The organism is Pseudorhodobacter antarcticus, assembly GCF_900110135.1.
In the GTDB taxonomy this organism is placed as follows: domain Bacteria; phylum Pseudomonadota; class Alphaproteobacteria; order Rhodobacterales; family Rhodobacteraceae; genus Pseudorhodobacter; species Pseudorhodobacter antarcticus.
In genome coordinates, this window is record NZ_FOCO01000008.1 from 33,330 (window position 1) to 51,169 (window position 17,840).

General features: G+C 60.1%; 18 protein-coding genes. 4 read left to right on the forward strand and 14 right to left on the reverse strand.

Annotation, left to right across the window (positions count from 1 at the left end):
• From deoC to accD, 9 genes are all read right to left on the reverse strand, one after another.
• Nucleotides 1–960: a deoxyribose-phosphate aldolase gene (deoC, locus tag BMY36_RS05635; RefSeq protein ID WP_231579728.1), complete on the reverse strand. Its 960-nt coding sequence runs from the start codon at nt 958–960 to the stop codon at nt 1–3.
• Nucleotides 961–1,057: 97 nt separating this feature from the next.
• Complete coding sequence (locus BMY36_RS05640; protein ID WP_050520056.1) at nt 1,058–1,462, reverse strand: Na+/H+ antiporter subunit G; 405 nt, start codon at nt 1,460–1,462, stop codon at nt 1,058–1,060.
• 9 nt (nt 1,463–1,471) lie between these two features.
• Nucleotides 1,472–1,741, reverse strand: coding sequence for a K+/H+ antiporter subunit F (locus BMY36_RS05645; RefSeq protein ID WP_050520057.1), 270 nt, complete (start codon nt 1,739–1,741; stop codon nt 1,472–1,474).
• A complete protein-coding gene (locus BMY36_RS05650; protein ID WP_050520058.1) occupies nt 1,738–2,229 on the reverse strand; it encodes a Na+/H+ antiporter subunit E in 492 nt (163 codons plus the stop codon). The genes BMY36_RS05645 and BMY36_RS05650 overlap by 4 nt, the downstream gene beginning before the upstream one ends.
• A 4-nt stretch (nt 2,230–2,233) precedes the next feature.
• Nucleotides 2,234–3,748 carry a monovalent cation/H+ antiporter subunit D gene (locus tag BMY36_RS05655; protein WP_050520059.1) on the reverse strand — a complete coding sequence of 505 codons (1,515 nt, stop codon included), beginning with the start codon at nt 3,746–3,748 and terminating at the stop codon, nt 2,234–2,236.
• Complete coding sequence (locus BMY36_RS05660) at nt 3,745–4,113, reverse strand: Na+/H+ antiporter subunit C (protein WP_050520060.1); 369 nt, start codon at nt 4,111–4,113, stop codon at nt 3,745–3,747. The genes BMY36_RS05655 and BMY36_RS05660 overlap by 4 nt, the downstream gene beginning before the upstream one ends.
• A gap of 1 nt (nt 4,114) precedes the next feature.
• A complete protein-coding gene (locus BMY36_RS05665) occupies nt 4,115–6,970 on the reverse strand; it encodes a monovalent cation/H+ antiporter subunit A (protein WP_050520061.1) in 2,856 nt (951 codons plus the stop codon).
• 238 nt (nt 6,971–7,208) lie between these two features.
• Entirely contained in the window at nt 7,209–8,441 is a 1,233-nt protein-coding gene (locus BMY36_RS05670) for a bifunctional folylpolyglutamate synthase/dihydrofolate synthase (RefSeq protein ID WP_414811686.1), read from the reverse strand.
• A gap of 32 nt (nt 8,442–8,473) precedes the next feature.
• On the reverse strand, nt 8,474–9,394 hold the full coding sequence (accD, locus tag BMY36_RS05675; protein WP_050520063.1) for an acetyl-CoA carboxylase, carboxyltransferase subunit beta: 921 nt from the start codon (nt 9,392–9,394) through the stop codon (nt 8,474–8,476).
• 131 nt (nt 9,395–9,525) lie between these two features.
• Between accD and BMY36_RS05680 the strand changes: the two genes are divergently transcribed.
• A complete protein-coding gene (locus BMY36_RS05680; protein WP_050520064.1) occupies nt 9,526–10,731 on the forward strand; it encodes a glycosyltransferase in 1,206 nt (401 codons plus the stop codon).
• 12 nt (nt 10,732–10,743) lie between these two features.
• On the opposite strand, the gene BMY36_RS05685 is transcribed toward BMY36_RS05680, so the two are convergent.
• Entirely contained in the window at nt 10,744–11,532 is a 789-nt protein-coding gene (locus BMY36_RS05685) for an NYN domain-containing protein (RefSeq protein ID WP_050520065.1), read from the reverse strand.
• A gap of 134 nt (nt 11,533–11,666) precedes the next feature.
• Here BMY36_RS05685 and BMY36_RS05690 point away from each other — a divergent pair, with 134 nt between their 5' ends.
• Nucleotides 11,667–12,038, forward strand: coding sequence for an I78 family peptidase inhibitor (locus BMY36_RS05690; protein ID WP_175469255.1), 372 nt, complete (start codon nt 11,667–11,669; stop codon nt 12,036–12,038).
• 58 nt (nt 12,039–12,096) lie between these two features.
• Here the strand turns inward: BMY36_RS05690 and BMY36_RS05695 are convergent, their stop codons facing one another.
• Together BMY36_RS05695 and trhO are read right to left on the reverse strand one after the other, a co-directional pair.
• Nucleotides 12,097–12,537, reverse strand: a complete 441-nt coding sequence (locus BMY36_RS05695) for a c-type cytochrome (RefSeq protein WP_050520067.1) — start codon at nt 12,535–12,537, stop codon at nt 12,097–12,099.
• 103 nt (nt 12,538–12,640) lie between these two features.
• Nucleotides 12,641–13,546: an oxygen-dependent tRNA uridine(34) hydroxylase TrhO gene (trhO, locus tag BMY36_RS05700; RefSeq protein ID WP_050520068.1), complete on the reverse strand. Its 906-nt coding sequence runs from the start codon at nt 13,544–13,546 to the stop codon at nt 12,641–12,643.
• A gap of 65 nt (nt 13,547–13,611) precedes the next feature.
• Here trhO and pncA point away from each other — a divergent pair, with 65 nt between their 5' ends.
• Nucleotides 13,612–14,214: a bifunctional nicotinamidase/pyrazinamidase gene (pncA, locus tag BMY36_RS05705; protein ID WP_050520069.1), complete on the forward strand. Its 603-nt coding sequence runs from the start codon at nt 13,612–13,614 to the stop codon at nt 14,212–14,214.
• Between the two features lie 3 nt (nt 14,215–14,217).
• Here pncA and argC read toward each other — a convergent pair whose 3' ends face one another.
• Nucleotides 14,218–15,120, reverse strand: coding sequence for an N-acetyl-gamma-glutamyl-phosphate reductase (gene argC, locus BMY36_RS05710; RefSeq protein ID WP_050520070.1), 903 nt, complete (start codon nt 15,118–15,120; stop codon nt 14,218–14,220).
• A 115-nt stretch (nt 15,121–15,235) separates the two neighbouring features.
• Here argC and pncB point away from each other — a divergent pair, with 115 nt between their 5' ends.
• The gene (gene pncB, locus BMY36_RS05715; RefSeq protein ID WP_050520071.1) at nt 15,236–16,528 is read left to right on the forward strand and encodes a nicotinate phosphoribosyltransferase; all 1,293 of its coding nucleotides are present in this window, start codon (nt 15,236–15,238) and stop codon (nt 16,526–16,528) included.
• Here pncB and BMY36_RS19180 read toward each other — a convergent pair.
• On the reverse strand, nt 16,525–17,727 hold the full coding sequence (locus BMY36_RS19180) for a Hint domain-containing protein (RefSeq protein WP_175469256.1): 1,203 nt from the start codon (nt 17,725–17,727) through the stop codon (nt 16,525–16,527). The two genes, pncB and BMY36_RS19180, sit on opposite strands and share 4 nt — an antisense overlap.
• Nucleotides 17,728–17,840 lie beyond the last annotated feature (113 nt).

The following is a 17,840-nucleotide window of genomic DNA, read 5'->3' on the forward strand; positions in this document are numbered from 1 at the left end:
TTATCCAATCGCGTGGCGGTGGGCGGCGGAATAGGCGCCTGTGATGTGGTGTTCCAACTGGCGTTCGATATCGCCCAGCAAGGATGATGCGCCGAAACGGAACAGGTCGGGTTGCACCCAAGGCAGGCCCAATTCGTCGCGCATCATCGACAGATAGACCAGCGCATCCTTGGCCTTTGAAATGCCGCCAGCGGGTTTGTAACCGACCTTGACCCCGGTGCGGGCCTGATAATCGCGGATCGCGCGGATCATGGTCAGCGTCACGGGCAGGGTGGCGTTCACGGGTTCCTTGCCGGTCGATGTTTTGATGAAATCTGCCCCCGCCATCATGCAAATCAGGCTGGCGCGGGCGACGTTGCGCAGGGTGCCAAGTTCGCCGGTGGCAAGGATAGCCTTGACATGCGCATCGCCGCAGGCATCACGCATCGCGCGCATTTCATCATAAAGTGCTTGCCAGTTTTGCGTTAGAACGTGACGGCGGGAAATGACGATGTCGATTTCTCGCGCGCCCGCCGCCACGCTTTCGCCAATTTCGGCAAGGCGCAGGTGCAAAGGCGACAGCCCCGCCGGAAACCCTGTGGACACCGCCGCGACCGGGATGCCGGACCCATCCAGCGCGCGCACGGCGGTTGCGACCATGTCGTGATACACACAGACCGCGCCCACGGTCAGCCCGGTCATCCCCAGCGCTGCCAGTAAGTCGGCACGGACGGGTTGGCGGGCCTTGGCGCACAGGCGTTGCACGCGGCCAGCCGTATCATCGCCCGACAAGGTGGTCAGGTCGATGCAGGAAACCGCCTTGCACAGCCACGCCGCTTGAAAGTCCTTTTTAATCGACCGCCGCCCCGGCAAGGTGGCCGCGCGGCGTTCAATGGCGGATGTGTTGGCCTGCACGCTGGCGACCCAATCCAGATCCAGCGGTATGCCGGGATTGCGGGCGTGGGGGGGATGGTTTTGCACGGGCAGCCTCCGGGAATTGGATACTGTGACGTTGCCACGCGCCCCGCCAAACGGCAAGAGTGCGGCGTGGGGCGGGGGGCGTTATTTAACCAAATGGTCAGGTATTTTGGTTCTTGCCGGACCCGGTGATCATGGGTTGCTGTTCGACCGCCGCATCCTCAAACGTGGCCCAATCGCGGTCGCTGCCTGTGGGCGATGTTTTTTCATCGGCGCGAAAGCTGTGCAAATGCGCCTTGGCGATCAAGTTCGCGGTGATCGGCGCGGTTAGCAAAAGGAACATGGTGATCAACAACTCATGCCAGCTAAGGGTGTTTTCCAGCACCCAAAAATGCAGCATTGACGCGATCAACACACCGCCCACGCCCAATGTCGTGGCCTTGGTGGGCGCATGCAGGCGGGTCATCGTGTCGGGCAATTTCAGCAAGCCAAAGCTGCCAACGATGCCAAACACGCCCGCCGCGATCAGCAAGCCCGAGATGATGATTTCAAAAGCAAGGTCCATATCCGCCCCCTATTCGATGATGTCGCCGCGCAAGATGAACTTGCAATAGGCCACGGTCGAGACAAAACCCGTCATGGCGAACAGCAAAGCCGCTTCAAAATACATGCCGGTTTTGGTGGAAATGCCGTACAGCACCAGCAGCGCGATGATGTTGATCACCATGGTGTCCAGCGCCAAAACGCGGTCCACCACGCCGGGTGCTATGAAAATGCGGTACAGGTTGCACAAAAGGCCGATGCCAAAGCAGCCAAAGGCAAATGTCAGGGCGTATTCGATCATTCGAAAATCCTTTTCAAACGAGCCTCATACCGCGATTTAATCTCATCGCGCACGGCGTCCGGGTCGGGGGCGTGCAGGCAGTGGATAAGCAGGGCGCGCCCATCGCCTGACATATCGGCGGTGACGGTGCCCGGCGTCATAGTGATGGTGCCTGCCAGCACGGTGATCGCCTCGGGTGATCGCAAATCAAGGGGGACAGTGATCCATTTGCTTTGCAACGTGCTGTTGCGGCGGAACAAAACGATGCCTGCGACGATGAAGTTGGATTTCACGATGTCATACAGCACGACCAAAATATAGCCGATCATCGCCATTGGATTGCGTAGCACGGGGCGGTCGGGCCAATAGGGACCTGTGATGATGGGAATGATGGTGCCCAAAATGATCGCCAAAACAAGCGAGCCAAGCTTGATTTGGTTGACCAGCAGCATCCAAGTGATGATCAACAGCAGGGTCAGATAGGGGTGTGGAAACAGCTTGCGCAGCATGGTCTTACCTCCCTCCCACGGGCAGAACGGCGTTGATATAGGCGGTTCTGTCAAACAATTCCGCCGTGGTATCCGCCAGCCAATCGGTCACGGGGCCTGCCAGCACGGTCAGCACCGCAAGCGCCGCCAGCAGGGCAAAGATTGCCGCAAACGCCAGCGGTTCGGATTTGCTGGGCGGTTGTTCCAGCGTGGTTGTGGTGGCATGCGCTTTCCAAAACACTTGCGAGCCCGCGCGCGCAAAGCCGACGATGGTGACCAAGGATGCCACCAGAATGGAGGACCAGATCAGCGCCATATCCGGCCCCCGCGTGGCGTCCAGCACCAACAGCTTGCCCAGAAACCCAGACAGCGGCGGCATGCCCGCCATGGCGATGGTGGCCCCGAAAAACAACGCGGCCAACAACCCGTGTTGCGCCATGGGCGGCAGTGACCCGCGCAAGGTGTCATTGCCGCGGCGGTCTTGGACCATGTCCACGACCAAAAACAGCGCGGCGGTCGCCAGTGTCGAATGGATCATGTAGTAAAACGCGGCTGTCATGGCGACAGGCGTGAACTGCGCCACGGCGATAAACAGCGTGCCCATTGACCCGATCGCCGCAAAGGCGACCATGCGGGCAAGGCCGCTGGCCCCCAGTACGCCAACCGCGCCCACGGCCAGCGTGACCAAGGCGGCGGGCAGCAACAGGTCGGCAAACAGCATGCCTGTAGCGGGCGTATCAGTGGGAAACACCAGCGTGTAAACGCGGATAACCGCATAAGCGCCCACTTTGGTCATCACCGCAAACAGCGCCGCCACCGCACCCGGCGCAAAGCTGTAGGTGGCGGGCAGCCAAAATTGCAGCGGCACCAGCGCGCCTTTGACGGCAAACACCAACAGCAACAGCACCGCACCCACGCGCATCAAGGCGGCATCGCCCGGCGGCAATTCAGCCACTTTCACCGCCATATCGGCAAAGTTCAGCGTGCCCGTGACAGCATAAATCGAGGCGAGCGCGAACAAAAACAGCGTGGAACCGATAAGGTTATAGGCGATGTATTGCACGCCTGCTTTTAGGCGTTGCGCGCCGCCGCCATGGATCATTAGGCCATAGCTGGCGATCAACAGCACCTCAAAGAACACGAACAGGTTGAACGCATCCCCCGTTAGAAACGCGCCGCAAATGCCCATCAATTGGAACTGGTACAGCGCATGGAAATGCTTGCCGCGCGCATCCCAGCCCGACCCAATCGCATAAAGCTGCACGATCAGCGCCAAAATCGCGGTCAGCGCGACCATCATTGCGGACAAACGGTCCAGCACCAAAACGATGCCAAACGGCGCATCCCAATTGCCAAGGAAATACACCTCGGGCGGGTTGGTGGACGCAGTATAGAGGAGGACCAGCGAAATTGCCACGATCGCAGCGGTGCCGATGGTAGAGAATATGCGCTGCAGCGACAGGTCGTGGCGCATCACCAAAATGATGAACGGGGCCAGCAGCGCGGGCAGAATGACGGGGGCGATGATCCAGTGGTTCATGCGTCGCCCTCCTGTTTTGCGGCGGGTTTGGCGGCGGGCTTTGCGTCATCATCCATGCCGATGTAATCTTCGCCCGTGGTCAGGAATGACCCCAGCGCCATCATCACAATCAGCGCGGTCATGCCAAAGCTGATCACGATGGCGGTTAGCACCAGCGCTTGGGTCAACGGGTCGCTGTAGGTGGCCCCATCCGTGATAATCGCGGGCAACCCAATGGCCAAACGACCGCTGGCAAAGATGAACACGTTGACCGCATAGGTCAGCATGGCCAGCCCCACGATCACCGGAAACGTGCGTTTGCGCAGCACCAAATAGGTGCCACATGCGGTCATCAGACCAATGGCGGAAGCGACAAGAAGTTCCATGTCAGCGCGCCTCCTTTGCATTGGGCTGTTCATCGGGTTGGATGTCAAACGGGTCCACGTTCACCGTTTCACCTGCACGGATCGCAATCCGGCTGATGGATGCCAGCGCCAGCATCACCGCCCCCACCACGGTCAAAAACACGCCAACGTCAAAAATCACGGCGGTGGCGAGTTCGAATTTTTCAATAAACGGCAGTTTAAAGTACCCGAAATTGGTGGTCATAAATGGCCGCATCGCGAACCACGACCCAACACCACACAGGCCCGCAATCACCACGCCCCAACCGATCATCGCGTGATAATCAATGCGTTGGCGCGCCGCCGCCCAGCCGAAACCAGACGCCATGTATTGCATGATCGTTGCAATCGCCACGACAAGCCCCGCGATAAACCCGCCGCCGGGTTCATTGTGCCCGCGCAAAAAGATGTAGACGCCGACCATAATCGCAATCGGCAAAATCATCCGCGTGGCCACGACCAGCATCAAGGGGTGACGGTCGCCCGCGCGTTTCTGGTCGGGCAGCCATGCCAGCAGGCGATCATTGGCCGGGCCACCGCGCAACAGCGCCTCAACCAGCGCGTAAATCACGATGCCCGCGATGCCCAGCACCACAATCTCGCCAAAGGTATCATAGCCCCGGAAATCGACCAAAATCACGTTCACCACATTGGTGCCGCCACCGCCCGGTTTGGAATTCGCCAGGTGGAATTCCGAAATGCTGGGGAAGGCGAAATCGCGCATCATCAGCGCATAAATCAACGCGCCCACGGCAAGGCCCGCGCCCCCCGCGATAATTCCATCGCGGCCCCGGCGGGCAATCGTGCTTTCCACCGGGCTGTCTTTGGGCAGGAAATTCAGCGCCAGCAACAGCAGCATCACGGTCGCCACCTCTACGCTGATTTGGGTCAGCGCAAGGTCCGGCGCGGACAGGTACACGAAGCCAACCGACACCATCAACCCGATCACACCCACCAACACCAGCGCCAACAGGCGGTTGCGGTGGAAGGTGAACAGCGACGCCGTGGCCCCCATCAACAACACCCAACCGATGAACGGCACGGGATGGATGGGGGTCATGGTGCGCGTGCCGGGCGTGTGCGTGCCACTGACATAGGCGTAATACCCCGCCGTCACGATCGCCAGCACCGCAATCGCGGCATAGCGGGCAAATGATCCGTCATGCAAACGGTCGGTAATGCTGCGCGATACGCGCACCAAGGGGGCCATAACCGCATCAAACATCCGCTTTGCATCCGGGCGCGGCGTGGCCAACCAAATCGCATCCAGACGGCCATGCGCGCCCAACAGCACCAAGCCTGCGCCCACCGCAATGATCGACATCCACAGCGCGGGCACAAACCCGTGCCAATGGGTGATATACACCTCTGCCTGCGCGCCAATCACGGCACTTGCGGTCACTTGCACCAAGCCGCCCACGGTGGTCATCGGCATAATGCCAATCGCAATGACCAGTGCCGCCAAAAACGCCGGGGCCGCCCACAGGCCAAAGCCCGGATCATGCGGTTTTGCCGGGTAATCGTCGCGCACTGGCCCAAGGAAGGTGTGCGAAATCAGGCGGAACGAATAGGCGACCGAAAACATCGCGCCAATCGTCGCCAGCACGGGTATAATCCAACCATTGCCCAGCCACGGCATGTCCACCGCCGCATCCAGCATCAATTCTTTGGACAAAAAGCCGTTCAACGGCGGTATCCCCGCCATAGACAGCGCGGATATACACACGATGGTAAAGGTGATCGGCATCAAATGCCGCAGGCCCCCCAACCGCTTGATGTCGCGGGTGTGGGTTTCATGATCCACAATCCCCGCGCTCATAAACAGCGCCGCTTTGAATGTGGCGTGGTTGATGATGTGAAACACCGCAATCACCGCCGCTTCCTTGGTGCCAAACCCCAACAGCATGGTGATAAGGCCCAGATGCGACACGGTGGAAAACGCCAACAGCGCCTTCAAATCATCCTTGAACAGCGCAATTTTCGCGGCCAACACCATGGTAACAAGGCCGGTGGTCGCCACAATATAAAACCACTCCGGCGTGCCCGCCAAAACAGGCCACATGCGGGCCATCAAAAACAACCCCGCCTTTACCATCGTGGCAGAATGAAGGTAGGCAGACACAGGCGTGGGGGCCGCCATCGCGTGCGGCAACCAGAAATGGAACGGAAACTGCGCCGATTTGGTGAACGCCCCGATCAAGATCAAAATCAGCGCAGGCAAATACCAATCGGATGCTTGAATCAAATCTTTGTTCTGCAAAATCACCGTCAGGTCATAGGACCCCACGATATCGCCCAAAATCAACATCCCCGCGATCATGGCAAGGCCACCGGCCCCCGTCACGGTCAACGCCATCCGCGCGCCTTGGCGGCCTTCTGGTAAATGCTTCCAATAGCCGATCAACAGGAACGAACTTAGGCTGGTCAGCTCCCAAAACACCAACAACAACAGGATGTTATCGGACAGCACAATCCCAACCATCGCGCCTTGGAACATCAGCAAATAGGCATAAAACTGCCCCATCGGGTCCTTGGCCGACAGATAAAACCGCGCATACAGGATAATCAGCAGGCCAATCCCCAAGATCAGCCCCGCAAACAACAACCCCAACCCATCCAGAAAAAACGTGGCGTTCAACCCCAACGCGGGCAACCATTCGATGCGGGTGGTGATCACCTCGCCACGCATCACCGCGGGCGCATGCAACAATATCCCCAACAGCGCCGTGGCGGTAACAAGCCCGGTGACTGTGGCGCAGGCATTGCGCCCGGCGCGGATCAACAAACCGGGAAGCAGCGCACCAAGAAATGGCAGGGCGGCGATCAGGGCAAGGGACATCTTAGGGTTCCGTTCATTGCACGAGGTCGTCAGATATGAAAAAGCGGCCGCAAAAGCCTGTGGCCGCCGTCCCTCTTTACCTGTGGGACGGGCGACCCCCTGTCAAGGTAAACCGGACAAAAACAGTGCGAAATTCGGCGACTACAGCACCGCACCCTGCACATTCGCGTTGGTAAAAATACCTTTGGGGGGGAATTGGCCGCAAGGCCAAGGGGGGGCAAACAGCCCCCCGCCACCGTCAGCCATTCTCGCGCAGCACTTGGCCTGCCAGATACAGCGACCCACAAATCAACACCCGCGCGGTTGGGTCCACACCCGCAATCGCGCGCAACGCGTCCAGCACCGATGCCGCCTCCACCGCCTTCATCCCCGCGGCCAAGGCGGCCGCATGGGTGGCACTGGCGGGTAATGTTGCCGCCTCGCCTGGAATGGACACCGCCGAAAGGGTCGTCACATGGGGTGCCAGCGGGCGCAGATAGCCGCCAATATCCTTGGTGTTCAACATCCCGCAAATCAAATGCGTGGGGCGCGTGGGCATTTGCGCCAATGTGGCCGCCACGGCCATCCCCCCCGCCGGGTTGTGCCCGCCGTCCAGCCACAACTCCACCTGCGGCGCGGCATCGATCAGCGGGCCGTGGCGCAGGCGTTGCATCCGTGCGGGCCATTCTGCGCGCGTCACCGCCGCCTCGGCATCCCCTACACCCAACACCCGCAGCGCCATAATCGCGGCCCCGGCGTTTTCAATTTGGTGCGGCCCCGGCAGGTTGGGCAAGGGCAGGTCCAACAGCCCGTTTTCATCTTGAAACACCATGCGGCCCCGGTCGGCAAAACAGTGCCACTGCTGGCCGTGGGCGTACACTTGCGCGCCCATCCGGGCCGCCCGCGCTTCAATCACCACCAACCCATCGGGGTGCTGCGGGCCCACAATCACAGGCACACCGCGTTTGATAATCCCGGCCTTTTCCGCCGCAATCAACGCCACCGTGTCGCCCAGATATTGCTGATGGTCCAACGACACCGGCGTGATGATGGTCAGCGCGGGGCGGTCCACCACATTGGTCGCGTCCAAACGCCCGCCAAGCCCCACCTCCAACAGCAGATAATCCGCAGGCATCCGCGCAAACGCCAACATCCCGGCGCAGGTGGTCGCTTCAAAAAACGTGATCGCATCGGGGCCATTGGCGGTGATACATTCATCCAGCAACGCCGCCAGCGCATCTTCGCCAATCAACTGGCCCGCCAGCCGGATGCGTTCGTGAAACCGTGCCAAATGCGGGCTGGTATAGGCGTGAACAGACTTGCCCGCCCCTTCCAGCCCCGCGCGGATCATCGCTTGGGTGCTGCCCTTACCATTGGTGCCCGCGATATGAATAACGGGCGGCAAGCGGCGTTCGGGGTTGCCGAGCGCTGCCAGCAGCCGTTCCATCCGGTCCAACGTCAAATCAATAATCTTTGGATGAAAGGTCATCATCCGCTCCAGCAGCGCGTCAGAGCCGTATTTGGTCACTTTGCGTCAGCCTTTGGCGCATCCGCAACAACAACCTCGGGCGCAGGCAAATCGCCACGCACGGCGGGCGGTTGCTTGGTCAACATCCGCAGCACCGTCACCAATTCATCGCGCAAATCCTTGCGATGCGTCACGCGGTCCAACATGCCGTGGTCCAGCAAGTATTCGGCGCGCTGAAACCCCTCCGGCAATTTCTCGCGGATGGTTTGTTCGATCACGCGCGGCCCGGCAAAACAGATCAGCGCATTAGGTTCGGCAATCTGCACATCGCCCAGCATGGCATAGGATGCGGTGACGCCGCCCGTGGTCGGATGGGTCAATACAACGATATAAGGCAGGTTCGCCTCTTTCAACATCTGCACGGCCACGGTCGTGCGCGGCATTTGCATCAGGGACAAAATCCCTTCTTGCATCCGTGCGCCGCCCGATGCGGAAAACAGCACCAGCGGGCGCTTCAACTTTACCGCGCGTTCGGCCGCCGCCAGCATGGCGTTGCCCACATACATGCCCATCGACCCCGCCATGAACGAAAAATCTTGGCCCACGGCGACAATCGGCGTGCGGGCCATTTCGCCCTCGGCCACCAGCATGCTGTCACGCTCACCGGTTGATTTTTGCGCGGCGCGCATGCGGTCGGGGTATTTCTTTTGGTCGCGAAATTGCAGCGGGTCGGTGACGGGTTCGGGCACCTTCACTTCGGTAAAAATCCCGCCATCAAACAGCGCCGCAAACCGATCACGCGGGGTGATTGCCATATGATGGTCGCAGGTGGTGCAAACGTTCAGGTTATCCTTCAGCTCTCGGTGGAACAGCATGGTTCCGCATTCGGTGCATTTGGTCCAAAGGTTCTCCGGCACCTCGCGGCGCGAAAACAGAGAGTTGATGGTGGGGCGAACGTAATTCGTAATCCAGTTCATCGGTGCCTATGCCCTTTGGTCAGCCTGCGTGCGCTTTAATTAAGGCCAGCGCGGCGGAATTGCAAACGGGATGCGAGGTTGCAGTTTTGGCAGGTCAGCGGCAAGGTGGGTTTGGCACAAGGAAGGGCAGGATGATGGGGCAAGACAGGACAGACCGCCGCGCCATTGTCTGCGCCATCAGCGTCGATTATGCCTTTGCGCTGGCTGCGGTTATGGCAGGTGTTGCGCGCCATTGCCCCGATTTTCAGGGCGATTTCGTGGTGTTCCACGATGGGCTGGACGGCGCCACGCAGGCACGGTTGCGTGCGCTGTGGCCCCGCGTGATGTTTCGCGATTATGGCGCGGATCAGGTCACCGCGCGGTTGGGGGCCGATTTCGGCGCTTACAGTCCGATGATTTTTGCCAAGTTTGAAATGGCCGATATGCTGGCCGATTATGACCGCTGCCTGTGGCTGGATGTGGATATCTTGGTGCAGGGCAATTTTGCGGATGTTTGGGCGTTTGACGCGCTGGCATGGCGGCCCTTACCCGATGGCGCGTTTGCGCGCCGCGCTGCGGTGATGGCGGCGTTTGCCGACCTGCGGCGGGATGGTGTGCCGCTGTTGAATGGCGGCGTTGTCGGCATGGGGCCGGGTTTGCGCGGGCGGCTGTGCAGCGCGGATTTATATGCCATGGCAGCGCGGATTATCGCTGCGGTAGGGCCCCATTCGGTGGATGAACTCGCGCTATATTTTGTGGCCTGCGCGCAAGGGTTGGCCGTGACGCCGCTGGACCAGCGGTTCAACCACCCGGTTGTGGCCCCGGGCGGGCGGGATGCGGCCATTGTCCATGCGATTGGTGCGGATAAATTCTGGAACGCCGCCCCCTTGCAGCTGTGCTATCCCGAATGGGCAGATCTTGCAGGCGATTGGCGGTATGAGGGGCATCAAACGCTGGACGGTGCCACCACGCCCGACAAGGCACTGAAAGCGGCGCGCAATCGGGCGTTCTGGCTGGGGGTTTATCGCGGCCTGCGCACCCAACTGCCCCCCTCGGTGCAAGTGGATATGGCCGCCGATGGGCCAGACCTGCGGTTTTTCATCAAAGGCTTGCCCGATGCCACGCATCTGCGCCTGACACGCCAAGCCACGGTGCGCCGGGTTGGCGTGGCCTTGGTTATTCAGGGGGACAGCCCGTTGGCGGATGCAATGTTTGCGCGGCTGGATGGGGTGAAAATTGGCAATACGCCGCTGGAAACGGCCAAGACCAAAAAAGGCTGGACCTGCGGCACCGTGGTGGCTGTGGCCGATGCGGGGGCGGCGATTGTGGCAATCGCAGCAGCGTTGGACGGGCTGTAAGCTGGTCTGGCCTTACGCCACATCCCGCGCCAACAACTGCCCACCGGGGCCGGGTTTCACCTCAAACCGGCTAATTTTGCGCACAAGGTCCGACAGTTTCGCGGTGCCATAGGTGCGGGTGTCAAAATCGGGCGCGCCTTGGGTGATGTATTGGCCGATTTGGCCCAGCGAATACCATTCGCCTTCGGGGTCAATCGCGCGCATCGCCGCAATAATCAGGGGAATTGCTTTGGCGGGCGCCTCTTTCGGGCCGCGCGCGGGTTTGGGGTCGCCGTTGTCGGTTGGCAAGTCGGGCATCATCATGCGTTCGAGTTTGGGGGTGGGCGCGCGGTCCTCCGGCTCATCCGCTGACAGGTTTTCGACATAGATGAAGCGCTTGCAGGCCATGCGAAACGCCTCGGGCGTCTTTTTCTCGCCTATACCGTACACATCCAAGCCCTGTTCGCGGATGCGCGCAGCAAGGCGGGTGAAATCGCTGTCGGAACTGACCAGCACAAACCCATCAAACAGCCCGGAATGCAAAAAATCCATCGCCGCAATCACAAGGCCAATATCGGACGCATTCTTGCCGCGCGTGTTGGAAAACTGCTGGTCCGCGACCAACCCCAATGCCGCCACTTTGCGCGCCCAACCGCCAAGGCGCTGCGCCGACCAATCGCCATAGATGCGGCGCACCGATGCTTCGCCCAATCCCGCAATCTCTTCAAATATCGCCTCGGCGTATGATGCGGGAACATTGTCGGCGTCGATCAAAACGGCCAAACGGGGCGTGCGGGTGTTGGGGCTGCGGGGGTCTGACATGGGCGCTCCTTTTCGGGTCTTGCCCCTGTGATAGCCGATCATGGCCCCTTTGCAACAGTGCCAAACGCGCAAAGCGGCTGTATCCTTTTGGCCAACTTTGTGCAAAATAGCGCAGCGACATGGTGTGTGTTGATATGAAACCGATTTTAATGATTTTGATGGTGGCTGTTGTTGCGGGCTGCACCGTACGAATTCCGCCGGGTGGCGCGCCCAAGTTTGGCACGATTTTCGATGGGATGCGCAGCGCCAAACCCGACCCCGTGCCCGAACAGAAACCTTTGCCCCCCATCGACACTGGCTTGGTGCAGCGCGAATCCGACAGTTGCGGGGCCGACAATATGGGGCATTTGGTGGGCCAACCCGAAGGGATGATGCGCACCGTGCGCACCAAGGGCCGTTACCGCGTGATCACGCCAAACGCGATTGTCACCCAAGAATACGACAGCTTCCGGCTGGATGTGCATGTCGACGCCGATGGGGTTATCCAGCGGTTCAGCTGCGGTTAAACGAAAACGGCCAACGCCTTGCTGAGGCATTGGCCGTTTTGCGAACGCTGTAACGGACTTATTTCTTGGCGCGGAAATCGCTGTGGCAGGCTTTGCACGACCCACCAATGGCCCCCATACCCGCTTGAATCCCTTCAACAGACGACACATCAATCGCGCCCGCTGCGGTTTCCAAACCCTTGGCCTTTTCAACAAAGCCTTCCATGTTCATCCAGATATCGGGGCGCGCCTCGGATACCGGATCATCGGCTTCCATTTCAAACGCGGCGGGGGTCGCCACGGCAGCGGCGATCAATGCGGCCTTTGCAGCGGCGGCGGCGCTGGCGTCAAAGGTGGATTTGCCACCCGCCATATCGCCCAGAATTTTGGTGCTGGCACCGACAGTGCTCATCAACTCCATCCGTGCCTTTACGGTTGGGTCCTGCACGCCTTCTTTGGCAAATGCGATCCCGGCGGTCAGGGAAAGGGTGATGATCAAGGCTTTTGCTGCGAATCGCATTTTGGTACTGCTCCTATTGGGTGAGAAAAGCGTACCCTGCGACAGTTTGTCCGCATAGCATGTATTTGGCAGCGCCTTGCCGCCTCACGCGATTGTCATGGCGTCAGCCTGTCGCGAAATGCCCATGGCCCCGCGCGCGGGCCAGTGTGATTTGCTTTTGGCGTTCGCGAAACCGGGCGCGATCATCCTCGGTATGTTCATGCAGGCATTGGTGGCACGACACCCCTTCATCAAATTCGGGGCGCGCAAGGTCTTCGGGGGCCAGCGGGCGGCGGCAGGCGTGGCAGGTGGAATAGGGGCCGGGCACCAACCCGTGACCCACCGACACGCGGTTATCAAACACATAACATTCGCCGTTCCACAGGCTTTGCGCCTCTGGCATCTCCTCCAGATATTTCAGGATACCACCTTTCAGGTGGTACACATCCTGCACCCCTTCACCCAACAGGTAATTCGTTGATTTTTCACAGCGAATCCCGCCCGTGCAAAACATCGCGATGCGTTTGTTGTGAAAACGCTCTTTGTTAGCCTGCCACCATGCGGGAAAATCGCGAAAGGATTTGGTTTGCGGGTCAATTGCCCCCTCAAACGTGCCAATCCCCACTTCATAATCATTGCGGGTGTCGATCACGGCCACGTCGGGCGCAGAAATCAGGTCATTCCATTCGGCGGGCGACAAGTAATTGCCAACGCTTGTGCGCGGGTCAATATCGGGCTGGCCCATCGTCACAATTTCACGTTTCAGGCGCACCTTGAAACGGCCAAATGGCGGCGTTTCGGACCAGCTTTCCTTATGCTCCACTCCCGCACAGCCGGGCAGGGCGCGAATATGGGTCAGCACCGCGTCAATGCCCGCACGGCTGCCCGCGATGGTGCCGTTGATGCCTTCAACCGCCAACAGCAGCGACCCGCGAATATTATGCGCGCGCCCCAGCGCCAGCAACGGCTGTTGCAGCGCGGCAGGGTCGGCAAAGCGGGTGAAATGATACAGCGCTGCGATGGTAAACATGGGCAGCGTCTTGCCGTGCCGCGCGCAAAAAGGCAAGGTGGCACATCAAAGATAGGGGATATCCGATGACCGACGCGCTGATTGTGGTGGATGTGCAAAATGATTTTTGCCCGGGCGGCGCGCTGGGCGTGGCAGGTGGCAATGGCATTGTCGCGGGCATCAACGCGCTGATGCAAGATTTCGGCGCGGTGGTTTTGACCCAAGATTGGCACCCCGTAAACCATTCCAGCTTTGCCGACAATCACCCAGATGCCGCCCCTTACAGCATGATCGATATGCCCTATGGCCGCCAAGTGTTGTGGCCCCGCCACTGTGTCCAAGGCACCGATGGCGCCGCGTTTCACGATGATCTGAACATCAACCGCGCCGATATGATCATCCGCAAAGGGTTTTGCGCCAGCATCGACAGCTATTCCGCGTTTTTCGAAAACGACCGCACCACCCCCACCGGGCTGGAGGGGTATTTGCGCAGCCGGGGCTTTGATGGAGTCGTGTTGGCGGGGTTGGCCACCGATTTTTGCGTCGCTTATTCGGCGCTGGATGCCGCACGGCTGGGGTTTGACGTGTCCGTGCGGATGGACCTGTCGCGCGCCATTGACCTTGACGGGTCACTGGCGGCGATGGTGGGCCGGATGGATGCGGCAGGCGTGCGGCTGATTTACCGCTAGGGGTTACAGCCACGCACCTTCATCCAAGCCCAGCATCAGGTTCAGGTTTTGCACCGCGGCCCCCGATGCGCCTTTGCCAAGGTTGTCCAGAATGGCCGACACCACAACGCGGTCGCCATTGCCCAAAACCGCCAATTCCAACTGGTTGGTGTTGTTGAACGCCTGCGGGTTTTCGCGGGCTTGCACGGCATCCAGCGCGCGCACCGAAATGAAAGCGCTGCCCGTATAATGCGCGGTCAGGGCGGCATGCACCGCCCGCGCATCCACACCATGCAGCGGGATTTGCACAATCATCCCTTGGGCATAATGCCCCACGGCGGGCACAAAAATCGGCGCGCGCGATACATGGCCATACTGCATCACTTCGGGCATATGCTTGTGCTGCTGTCCTGTGGCATACAAAAACACGCCATTCGCCGCGCCGGATTCAAATTCCGCAATCATCGCCTTGCCGCCGCCGGTATACCCCGAAATCCCGAAAATCGACAGGTAGGCATCACGCGCAACCAGCCCCGCATCGGTCAATGGGCGCAACAGCGCAATCGCGCAGGTGGAATAACAGCCGGGGTTTGACACGCGTTTTGCCCCCGCAATCGCCGCGCGCTGCCCCGCTGCCAGTTCGGCAAAGCCAAACACCCAATCGGGGTTCACGCGGTGCGCGGTGCTGGCATCAATAATTTTGGTGGGCAGGTCCGCGCACATCGCCGCTGCCGCAATCGCCGCATCATCGGGCAGGCACAAAATCGCCACATCGGCGCGCGCAAAGGCATCCGCCCGCGCGCCCGCATCTTTGCGCAGGTCGTTGGGCAACGAAATCAGTTCAATATCCTTGCGGCCCAGCAGGCGGTCACGAATTTGCAGCCCGGTTGTGCCAACCTCACCGTCAATAAAAACTTTCGCGCCCATGTGACGGCTCCTTTTCCCACTCTGGCCCTCTTCTTACAGGGTGCGGGCAGGTTCGCCAAGCTGGACAAGGGGCGGGGGGCTTGATTTAACAGGCAAAAGGCAAAAGGGGCGGATCATGGTTGATATTGCGGCACGGGTGCATAACCACAAATGGAAAATTGACCCGATTGTCCGGTCCTTGATTGATACCGATTTTTACAAATTGCTGATGTGCCAATCGGTGTTTCGCAATCGACCTGACACCCAAGTGATCTTCAGCCTGATCAACCGCACCAAATCCATCCGCTTGGCCGATATCGTGGACGAAGGCGAATTGCGCGCGCAGCTGGACCATATTCGCACCCTGCGCCTGTCGCGCGGCGAAAGCACTTGGCTGCGTGGCAACACATTTTACGGAAAACGCCAGATGTTTCGTCCCGATTTTATGGAGTGGTTTGAAGGGCTGCAACTGCCGCCCTATCACCTGACCAAACGTGACGGCCAATATGAACTGACGTTTGAAGGCACGTGGCCCGAGGTGATGATGTGGGAAATTCCCGCCCTTGCCGTGATCATGGAACTGCGCGGCCGCGCCGTGCTGGGCGACATGGGGCGGTTTGAATTGCAGGTGCTTTATGCCCGCGCCATGACCAAACTGTGGGAAAAAATTGAACGTCTGCGCAAGGTGGACGGGTTGCGCATTGCCGATTTCGGCACCCGCCGCCGCCATTCGTTTTTGTGGCAAGATTGGTGCGTCCAAGCGATGCAAGAAGGGTTGGGCGCGTCCTTTACCGGCACCTCCAACTGCCTGATCGCGATGCGCCGAGAGTTGGAGGCGATTGGCACCAACGCGCATGAGTTGCCCATGGTCTACAGCGCGCTGGCCCACAGCGATACGGAACTGGCCCAAGCGCCCTATCAAGTGTTGGCCGATTGGCACGAAGAACATGATGGCAATCTGCGCATTATGCTGCCCGACACTTACGGCACCAAGGGGTTTTTGGCCCACGCGCCCGATTGGCTGGCGCAATGGACCGGCATCCGCATTGACAGCGGCGACCCCGCCACGGGTGCGGAAACCGCGATCAAATGGTGGCAATCGCAGGGCGAGGATCCGCGCCAAAAGCTCGTGATCTTTTCCGACGGGCTGGACGTGGGCGTGATCGAGGCGCTGCACCGCCAGTTTGCGGGGCGGGTCAAAGTGTCGTTCGGTTGGGGTACGATGCTGACCAATGATTTCCGGGGTTTGGTCGCAGATGACGCGCTGGCCCCGTTCAGTTTGGTGTGCAAGGCGGTTTCGGCCAACGGGCGGCCCACCGTCAAACTGTCGGACAATCCGAACAAGGCGATGGGGCCAGCGGATGAAATTGCGCGCTATAAGCGCGTGTTTGATGTGGGCGTGCAGACCGCACAGGACGTGTTGGTTTAGGCGGACACGCGGGCGGCAACCAACGGCTTTTGGTGCTTGGCATGGCGCGCCACCAGCGCCCGCGCATCGCGCCCCGTGGCAAACAAGCGCGCGGGCGCGTGTTGGGTGTGGGGCAGGGCGGTAGTGTCGGCGCCCAAGATCATGCACAATTCCGTCAGCGCCGCGCCGTCCATGGATTGCAAGGCTTGGCGACCCAAAAATAGGCTTTCCGATGGGGTGCCCTCGGCAATCGGCACCTCATGCCTGGCCAGCATCACATGCACATAAGTGATGTCACGGGCTGGCAGCACCACCGCCACGCCGGGCAAATCGCACAGCCATTTCGCGGCGATCAACACCTCGCCCGCGTCAAAAATCCGCGCGGCGATGGGCGATGCCACCAACACGCGATGCTGCTGCGACAGGTGTAAATCGCGCAGCGGCAGCCCCGCCCCCAACGCATGGCGCGCAATGCACATCGGGCGCAGCTGCGCATTATTCGCCATTGCCGCCACGCTTTGCGTCTTGGACCACACCCAGATCAACGGCTGCGCGCCCCGGTCGCGGGTCATCACCAAATCCCCCGCGCGCAAATCCTGCACTTGCACTGCGCCTTTGGGCGTCATCACCCGCGTGCCCAGATTGGCCGTCCCCGGCGTTGGCGTGGCATTGACAAAAATCGTGGACCCATCGGGCGACCGTTGAATGGACAGACCATCCACATCATTGCCAAAATTCTTGCCCGCGCCGCTTTGCGTGGCGGTGCTGGAAAACCCGGAATATCCGGCAACACCTGTGGTGGGATTGTCCTGCGCCACCCCATTGAATCGCGCGATAATGAACTGGTTTGCCGTGGGGTCGTACACCATCACATTGTCGCCCGTGTTGGTGATAACCGCCGACCCGCGCCCCGCATCAAACGCCAAACTGCCCGCCGCCACCGCTGGCAAACTGCCGCCCGCCTGCACGCCCGTGACCACAACCGCACGCCCCCCGGGTGCCAAATTGGCCCCCGGGGGAAAGGTGAACCATTGGCCCACGCCCCTGTCCCACAGTTGCAAACCCGCAATGCTGATGGTGGTGTTTGAAATGTTGACCAGTTCAAAAAACTCGTCCGTGGCAGCCGATGTGCCGTTGCCATCCGTATCGAACGCAGTGGCCCCGTTCGGGTCCACCAGTATCTCATTGATTGCAATGCTACCGCGCAAAAGGTCAGCCAAGCCAACACCCATAGAATCATCCGTCGGGCGGCAGCTGTTCCGAACGATTATGGCGCAATCATACCACGCTTGACGCCTGGAAAACAGATATGGGCGAATTGACGCGGGCCTGT

Bases quoted from the DNA above. Each gene is read 5' to 3' on its own strand.
- BMY36_RS05640 (WP_050520056.1), bottom strand. From the start codon at position 1,462: ATGGACCTTGCTTTTGAAATCATCATCTCGGGCTTGCTGATCGCGGCG.
- BMY36_RS05645 (WP_050520057.1), bottom strand. From the start codon at position 1,741: ATGATCGAATACGCCCTGACATTTGCCTTTGGCTGCTTTGGCATCGGC.
- BMY36_RS05650 (WP_050520058.1), bottom strand. From the start codon at position 2,229: ATGCTGCGCAAGCTGTTTCCACACCCCTATCTGACCCTGCTGTTGATC.
- BMY36_RS05655 (WP_050520059.1), bottom strand. From the start codon at position 3,748: ATGAACCACTGGATCATCGCCCCCGTCATTCTGCCCGCGCTGCTGGCC.
- BMY36_RS05660 (WP_050520060.1), bottom strand. From the start codon at position 4,113: ATGGAACTTCTTGTCGCTTCCGCCATTGGTCTGATGACCGCATGTGGC.
- BMY36_RS05665 (WP_050520061.1), bottom strand. From the start codon at position 6,970: ATGTCCCTTGCCCTGATCGCCGCCCTGCCATTTCTTGGTGCGCTGCTT.
- BMY36_RS05670 (WP_414811686.1), bottom strand. From the start codon at position 8,441: ATGATGACCTTTCATCCAAAGATTATTGATTTGACGTTGGACCGGATG.
- accD (WP_050520063.1), bottom strand. From the start codon at position 9,394: ATGAACTGGATTACGAATTACGTTCGCCCCACCATCAACTCTCTGTTT.
- BMY36_RS05680 (WP_050520064.1), top strand. From the start codon at position 9,526: ATGATGGGGCAAGACAGGACAGACCGCCGCGCCATTGTCTGCGCCATC.
- BMY36_RS05685 (WP_050520065.1), bottom strand. From the start codon at position 11,532: ATGTCAGACCCCCGCAGCCCCAACACCCGCACGCCCCGTTTGGCCGTT.
- BMY36_RS05690 (WP_175469255.1), top strand. From the start codon at position 11,667: ATGAAACCGATTTTAATGATTTTGATGGTGGCTGTTGTTGCGGGCTGC.
- BMY36_RS05695 (WP_050520067.1), bottom strand. From the start codon at position 12,537: ATGCGATTCGCAGCAAAAGCCTTGATCATCACCCTTTCCCTGACCGCC.
- trhO (WP_050520068.1), bottom strand. From the start codon at position 13,546: ATGTTTACCATCGCAGCGCTGTATCATTTCACCCGCTTTGCCGACCCT.
- pncA (WP_050520069.1), top strand. From the start codon at position 13,612: ATGACCGACGCGCTGATTGTGGTGGATGTGCAAAATGATTTTTGCCCG.
- argC (WP_050520070.1), bottom strand. From the start codon at position 15,120: ATGGGCGCGAAAGTTTTTATTGACGGTGAGGTTGGCACAACCGGGCTG.
- pncB (WP_050520071.1), top strand. From the start codon at position 15,236: ATGGTTGATATTGCGGCACGGGTGCATAACCACAAATGGAAAATTGAC.